This is a genomic window from Microbacterium sp. B35-04 (genome assembly GCF_010634885.1).
Classification (GTDB): domain Bacteria; phylum Actinomycetota; class Actinomycetes; order Actinomycetales; family Microbacteriaceae; genus Microbacterium.
Map to the genome: position 1 here is coordinate 1 of NZ_MWLP01000104.1, position 6,754 is coordinate 6,754.

The window sequence follows — 6,754 nt, forward strand, 5'->3', positions numbered from 1 at the left end:
ACCGGATCTCCGCCGCGTCCGCCGCCGCCCGCTCCCGCCGACCCGCCTCGAACCCAGCAACCAGCCGCATCACGCTCGCCAGCTCGGCAGGCAACGCGTCGTCACCGGGGACACCGGGGGAATCGAACGCAGGGGTGGCAGACATCACGACTCGCAGACGAGAGCGGAACAGAAAACGGGAGATCCCGGCGCCCCAGCGCCGCGCACCCTGCCACCATCCCCGCGGCTCCGGCCGCACCCACTCCACCGCCCCGATCGCTCGGAGCCCACCCACGTCATCGAATCTCTGATCTACAGAGTACCGCCAAAAGAGCTGCTATACAAGAGCAAATATACGAAGACGGCGCACGCCCATCACCTCAGCTCCCGAGATGGCGGTGGCCCGGCGCGCTCGGGATCACACGAAGCGCACCCAGTTCGCCCCGCAACCGGTCTCGGCGCGACGGAGCAGATCGAGGCGGTCATCGTCGACGGAGTAGAGGGAGATCGTCGTCGAGCCCTCTCCCGCCGCAATCAGGTGTGCGCCGTCCGGGCTGAGCGCGAAGCCCCGCGGCTGCGGCTCGGTCTCAACGAACCGCTCGGGAGCCGACACGGAGCCATCCTCCGCGACCGATACCGCGCCGAGCGTGCTCTCCGTCCGCTCCGAGCACCACAGGCGGCGGCCGCCGCTGCCGAAGTGCAGGTCGGCGCCCCAGATGAGGTGCTCTGCGCGCGGATCGGCCCCGAAGCGGCTGTGGCGAAGGCCCTTCGACGGGTCGAACGCCTCTGCGGCGTCCCGGAGCTCGAGCGTTCCTGCCTCGGCGTCGCGTGCGAAGTGGAGCACCTGCCCCGAGAACTCGGTCAGCACGTAGACAGCGTCCTGCGCCTCGTTCAGCACGAGATGCCGGGGACCGCTGCCGTCGGGCGCGGCGACCGTCGCCGGCGCCAGCGCGACGAGCCGCAGGTCGTCGGTGAGCGCATACTGCGCGACCAGATCGGCGCCGAGCGACACGAAGTATGCGAATCGGCCGTCCGCGCTCGGCAGCACCGAGTGCAGGTTGGGGAACTCGACACGGGACACGGGGTCGCCGACGACACCATCGGCGACCGCGCAGCTGATCCCGTAGCCGCCGCCGTAAGAGGCGCCCAGGAGACCCGCGCCGTCCCGGCACAGCGCGAGATAGTTCATGCCGCCGTCCGGAAGATCGAGCCGCGACACGGGGTCCAGCCGTCCGGTCTCGCGGTCCAGGCGCAGCGTCACGATGCCCGCCGGCTCGGCATCCGACCCGCCCTTCACCGCCGCGTACACGAGGTCACGAGCCGAGTCCACAGCGAAGGACGAGCAGCCGGCAAGGCCCTCGCTCACCGCGAGCCGCTCGATCGAATCGCCCGAGAGCCGGAAGGTGCTGATGCTGCCGTCGCCCGCGTTGGCCACGAGCACGAGTGAGGAGTCGGTCATGCACCGATCGTAGGCGCGACGTCCCACGCTTGCCGGAGTCCCCGCCCCCCGAATCGCTAGTCGACGAGCTCGGAGGGGTGGGTCAGGCGCCACCACTCGGTCGGGGGGATGATGCTTCCGGCGATCTCGAGCGGGACGGTCGTCGTGTTCGGACCCGCGGTGTACGTGATGCTTCCGACGACTTCGCCGTCCTCGTAGGTCTTCGGCGTCGTCGTCTGCATCGTCGCCGTGATCGGGGTGTCGGACCAGGTGAAGATCGACGCGTCGCCGGCGACGATCATCCGGGCGGTCGAGCCCCATGGCGTCGAGTAGGACCCGACTTCGAGGCCCTGCGACACGAGGGGCACCTGCTGGAAGCCCGCCCGGATGCTGTCGAGCGTGCGGATGACGTCGCTGTTGAGCGACTCGCGGGTCGCTCCGCCCATCGCGACGCCGACGACGGCCAGCGGCTCGGCCGCGCCCACATCCAGCGTCGCTGAGTACAGCAGGTTGTAGCTGTCCTCGCCCAGGTTGCCGGTCTTCAGTCCGGTGATCCCATTGACCCCGAGCAGCGTGTTCGTGTTGGACATCCCTCCGGGACCGGGCAACGACAGCGAGGGGGTCGCTGCGATGCTCGCGATCGTCGGATGGGCGAGGGCGAGCTTGCCGATCGTGAGGAGGTCGGCGGGCGTGCTGGTGTTGCGGGAGCTGATGCCCGTCGGCTCGACGACGGTGGTACCGGTGAGGCCGTGGGCGGCGAGCCACCTCCGGGCCGCGTCGAGGAAGGCGCCCTGGGAGCCGAACGCCCAGGTCGACACGGCCTCGGCGTAGTTGCTGGCCGACGGGATCAGCATGGTGGCCAGCGCGTCGCGCAGCGACATCGTGCTGCCCGTCGGCATGCGGGCGATCGTGGCGCCCATCACGTAGTACTTGTCGTAGAGATCGTGATCGGCCTTGTCGAAGGTGATCGTCGGCCCCGGGTCGCTCGCGTCGGCGAGCGGCTTCGCATCCAGGATGACCATCGCGGTGATCAGCTTCGTGATGCTGGCCATGGAGCGGGCTTCAGCGGTTCCCGAGGTCGCCCAGATCCCGCTCGCGGTCGGACCGAGGTAGGCGTCGCCGCCTGAGACGCTGATGGCCGCGGCGCCCTGGGACGGAAGGGCGAGAGCGGCGGCAGCAGGCGCCGCCACCACGGGGGTGCTCGCCACCACGGCCTCGGGCGCGGCCAGCGGAGCGTTCAGCGCCCAGCCGACGTACGCTCCCGACCCGCCGAACAGGAGGGCGAACACGACGGCCGTGATGATCCAGCCACGGCGGCGACGGGCCCGTCGCACCCTCGGATCGATCCCGTAGCCGCGCCCGGGGAACTCCTCCTCGCGCCGCATGAGGTCGGCGAACTCCGACAGCTCGTCGGGCGTCTGCTCGTCTGTCGTCATCGGGCGAACGCAGGGACGAGGCCGGTGCGGAAGGCCGACGAGCTCATAGGATGCGAGTCGCCGAGACCAACCATGAGGCCACACTCTCATGAGTGTTGCGAGGACGCATCGTCGGATGCCGAGCTGTGGATAACGTGAGCCTGCCGTCGCCCGGCCGGAGAAGCACAGGAGACGGCTCTCGCGCAAGCCCGTGGATCGCCGCGCCGCGGCGTGCCTAGCATCGCCCCATGAGCGCCCCTGACGCCGGCGGCCGGGATGCTGGTGTGCCCAGTGCCGAGGCTCCGCAGCCGCCGAGCACCCCGTTGTGGGCCGTTGACGCACAGACGTATAGTCACTGGCGTCTGGTAACGATGCCACATCTCGACGTGGAGACGACATGACGGACACGATTCGTCCGCGGACCTCGCCGAGCGAGGACTCGCGATGAGCATCACGACGCCGCAGAACGACGCCGTCGTCGAGGCGCTGCACGAGGCGTCCGAGGGGCGGGAGAGTCGTGGTCGCGCGCGCCTTCGCCGTAGCGAGCGGCCACGCAAGGTCAAGGTGCACTACGACAAGCGCGAGGCGCTGGCCGGTTACATGTTCATCCTGCCGTGGGTCATCGGCTTCCTCGTCTTCACGGCGGGAGCGATGGTGTACAGCCTGTACATCTCGTTCAGCAACTACAACCTCGCGACGAACACGGCGAGCCCGGTGGGATTCGACAACTACGCCAGGCTCTTCGAAGACCCCCGCGTCGGCGTCTCGCTGGCGAACACGCTCTTCTACGTCGTGATGGCGGTGCCGCTCGAGATCATCTTCGCCCTGATCCTCGCGATGCTGCTCGACCGCGCGGCGCGGGCGGCGGCGGGCTTCTGGCGCACGCTCTACTACCTGCCGAAGATGACGCCCGCCGTGGCGACGGCCGCGGTCTTCTTCCTCATGCTCAACGGCAACACCGGTGCCATCAACCAGTTCCTGCGGTTCTTCGGCATCGAGGGCCCGCAGTGGCTCGTCGATCCGGCGTGGGTGAAGCCGAGCATCGTGATCATGACACTGTGGACGGTCGCCGGCACCATGGTGATCTTCCTCGCGGCGCTGAAGAACGTGCCGCAGGAGCTCTACGAAGTCGCGGCGCTCGACGGCGCCGGGCCGATCCGGAAGTTCTTCTCGATCACCCTGCCGATGATCTCGGGCGCGATGTTCTTCAACGTCATCGTGCTCTCGATCGCCGCGTTCCAGGTGTTCGACCAGGCCTTCCTGCTGTTCTGGCGAGATCAGAGCAACTCCTCACCCGAGGCATCCCTGTTCTATGCGATCTATCTGTTCCAGCAGGCGTTCCGTCAGTTCAACTTCGGCTTCGCCGCCGCCATGGCCTGGCTGCTCTTCGTGATCATCATGATCATCACGGTCATCCAGGTGAAGTTCGGCAACAGATTCGTCTACTACGAGGGGGACCGCTGATGTCGGCATCGCTGCAGACTCCGGGCGTCGCCCAGCCGGTTCCCGAAGCGGCGGCCGCCGCGGTCGCGGCACCCCAGCGCTCGCGCTGGCGGCGCCGCTTCGCCCGCCCGAAGTCGCTCGTGGGTCGCATCTTCCTGGCGATCGCCCTGATCGGCTTCGGGATACTGTTCCTCTACCCCTTCGTCTGGCTGCTGTCGGCGAGTCTGAAGCCGCGCGGCGAGGTGTTCGACAACGCGCTCATCCCCAACACGTGGATGCCCGAGAACTACGTCGAAGTGTGGAACCAGCTTCCCCTCCTCAGCTGGATGTGGAACAGCGTCGCCATCGCGGTGCTGGCGGCCGGAACAGTGGCGATCTCGAGCTCGATCGTCGCGTTCGGGTTCGCCTACTTCAAGTTCCCGGGTCGCACCCTGCTCTTCGGTTTCGTGCTCGCCACGATGATGCTTCCGGGCGCCGTCACGATGATCCCGATCTACCTGATCTGGAAGGAGACGGGACTCCTCGGCACGTGGGTGCCGCTATGGGGGATGAACCTGTTCGGCTCGGCGTTCTACATCTTCTTGCAGCGTCAGTTCTACCTGGGTCTGCCCAAGGAGCTGTTCGAAGCGGCGCGGCTCGACGGCGCGAGTTACTGGGGGCTGTTCTGGCGCATCGCGATGCCGCTGTCGATCCCGTCGTTCATCATCGTGTTCCTCTTCGAGTTCCAGGCCAGCTGGAACAACCTGCAGGCTGCCCTGATCTACCTCAACGCCGGCTCGGTCGACGAGTTCACCGCGCCGCTGGGGATCGCCTACGCCATGACGAAATACAGCCCGACCGCGGGAGGTCAGGGCGACTACCAGTACGTCATGGTGGCGTCGTTCCTGGTCACGCTGCCGATGCTGATCATCTTCGCGTTCGGGCAGCGGTACTTCATCGAGGGGGTGGCGACGCAGGGCAGGAAGGGATGAGACGGATGCCGCTTCGCGGCTGATCTCGATTCCACAACGTACACACAACACCGGATCGAAAGGGAAACCGATGCGCAAGCGCTTGATCGGAATCGCCGCTCTCGCGGCATCCGCTGTCCTCCTCGCCGGCTGCGGAGGCGGCGGGAACGGCGGCGGCGGCACGGGCGGTGACGTGGACTTCGAGGCGGAACCGACCGGGGCCCTGTCGGCGTGGGGCTTCGAGAACGCCGACGACGTCGGCCAGTCACGCCTCGACTACGCCGAGGAGCAGCTGAGCGACGTCGAGGTCGAACTCGATGCGACCGCCTTCGACGCGCAGAAGTTCACCACGCGCATCGCGAGCGGCGACGTGCCCGACGTCGTGCAGATGGATCGGCGCTACGTCACGCAGTACGCGGCGCAGGACCTCATCATCCCGCTGGACGCGTGCTTCGAAGCGCAGGGCGTCACGCCCGACGACTACTGGTACCCGTTCGTCGTCGACGATGTGCGCTACGACGACGGGGTCTGGGCGGTGCCGCAGTTCTACCAGCCGCCGGCGATCATCCTGAACAAGCGCGTGATGGACGAGGCGGGCGTCATCACCGAAGAGATCGACACCTCCAATCCGGAAGCGCTCCTCGGCGCGATCGACAAGATGTACCAGGAGTCGGGCGGCGTTCCGTCGCGTCTGGGGTTCGATCCGGTGTCGACCGGTCAGGGCGCGCTGTGGATCCTCGGCATGGGCGGCCAACTCATCGACGACGAGGGCGCCCCCACGCTCGACGACCCGAGCAACATCGCCGGCATCGACATGCTCAAGCAGATCAACGACGCACAGGGCGGCTACGCCTCGGTGAAGAGCTTCACCGACTCGTTCGACACCTTCGGCGAGAACAACCAGTTCGTCGCCGACCAGGTCGGGGCGCAGGTCAACGCCCAGTGGTACCCGAACGTGCTGTCGCCGTACGTCGAGCAGATCCAGATCGAGGCGGTGCCGTTCAAGGACAGCGAGGGCAACCCCTTCTCCGTCGCCGGCGGCACGGCCTTCGTCATCCCGGTCGGTGCCGAGAACCCCACCGCAGCCTGCGCGTGGATGATCGAGCTGACCAGCGAGGATGCTTGGAACGCGGCCGGTGAGGCGCGCGCCGCGACGCGCGAGGAGGACGGTGGCATCAACACCGGCCTGTTCACCGGCTCGCCGGGCCCGGACCAGTCGATCCGCGAGCAGCACGTCGTCGAGACCGGCAACGCCGGGTTCGACCAGACCATCACGACGTACTACGACGTGCTGGACTACGGTCAGTCGTTCGGCTCCTCGCCCGCAGGGCAGGACATCCAGAACGAGCTGAACAACGCCATCACCGCGGCGCTCCTGGGCGACAAGACGCCCGAGGAGGCGCTGGCCGACGCACAGGAGGCGGCCATGCGGGCGTACGACAACGCGACGGCCGGCTGACCGGCAGCGCGCAGTTCCTGGGGGGGGCGGGGCGGGGCGGCCCCCCTTTTCCCCCCCTCCCCCCCTGCCC

The 6,754-nt window shown here is 67.9% G+C and carries 5 protein-coding genes; 3 read left to right on the plus strand and 2 right to left on the minus strand.

Going from position 1 to position 6,754, the window contains the following annotated elements; genetic code table 11:
- Positions 1-397 precede the first annotated feature (397 nt).
- On the minus strand, positions 398-1,438 hold the full coding sequence (locus B1729_RS18570; RefSeq protein WP_163634256.1) for a beta-propeller fold lactonase family protein: 1,041 nt from the start codon (positions 1,436-1,438) through the stop codon (positions 398-400).
- Between the two features lie 56 nt (positions 1,439-1,494).
- Positions 1,495-2,853 (minus strand): D-alanyl-D-alanine carboxypeptidase, encoded by a 1,359-nt coding sequence (locus B1729_RS18575; RefSeq protein WP_163634258.1) that lies wholly within the window; start codon positions 2,851-2,853, stop codon positions 1,495-1,497.
- Positions 2,854-3,432: 579 nt separating this feature from the next.
- Between B1729_RS18575 and B1729_RS18580 the strand changes: the two genes are divergently transcribed.
- The 3 genes from B1729_RS18580 (at position 3,433) to B1729_RS18590 (ending at position 6,684) form a co-directional block, all read left to right on the plus strand.
- On the plus strand, positions 3,433-4,296 hold the full coding sequence (locus tag B1729_RS18580) for a sugar ABC transporter permease (RefSeq protein ID WP_239526300.1): 864 nt from the start codon (positions 3,433-3,435) through the stop codon (positions 4,294-4,296).
- On the plus strand, positions 4,296-5,246 hold the full coding sequence (locus tag B1729_RS18585) for a carbohydrate ABC transporter permease (RefSeq protein WP_163620891.1): 951 nt from the start codon (positions 4,296-4,298) through the stop codon (positions 5,244-5,246). Before B1729_RS18580 ends, B1729_RS18585 begins: the two co-directional genes overlap by 1 nt.
- A 70-nt stretch (positions 5,247-5,316) precedes the next feature.
- Positions 5,317-6,684 (plus strand): extracellular solute-binding protein, encoded by a 1,368-nt coding sequence (locus tag B1729_RS18590; RefSeq protein ID WP_163620890.1) that lies wholly within the window; start codon positions 5,317-5,319, stop codon positions 6,682-6,684.
- Positions 6,685-6,754: the final 70 nt, after the last annotated feature.

What these genes read in the sequence shown, in the direction of transcription:
- B1729_RS18585 (WP_163620891.1), top strand. Translation starts at nt 4,296, where the DNA reads ATGTCGGCATCGCTGCAGACTCCGGGCGTCGCCCAGCCGGTTCCCGAA.
- B1729_RS18570 (WP_163634256.1), bottom strand. Translation starts at nt 1,438, where the DNA reads ATGACCGACTCCTCACTCGTGCTCGTGGCCAACGCGGGCGACGGCAGC.
- B1729_RS18580 (WP_239526300.1), top strand. Translation starts at nt 3,433, where the DNA reads ATGTTCATCCTGCCGTGGGTCATCGGCTTCCTCGTCTTCACGGCGGGA.
- B1729_RS18575 (WP_163634258.1), bottom strand. Translation starts at nt 2,853, where the DNA reads ATGACGACAGACGAGCAGACGCCCGACGAGCTGTCGGAGTTCGCCGAC.
- B1729_RS18590 (WP_163620890.1), top strand. Translation starts at nt 5,317, where the DNA reads ATGCGCAAGCGCTTGATCGGAATCGCCGCTCTCGCGGCATCCGCTGTC.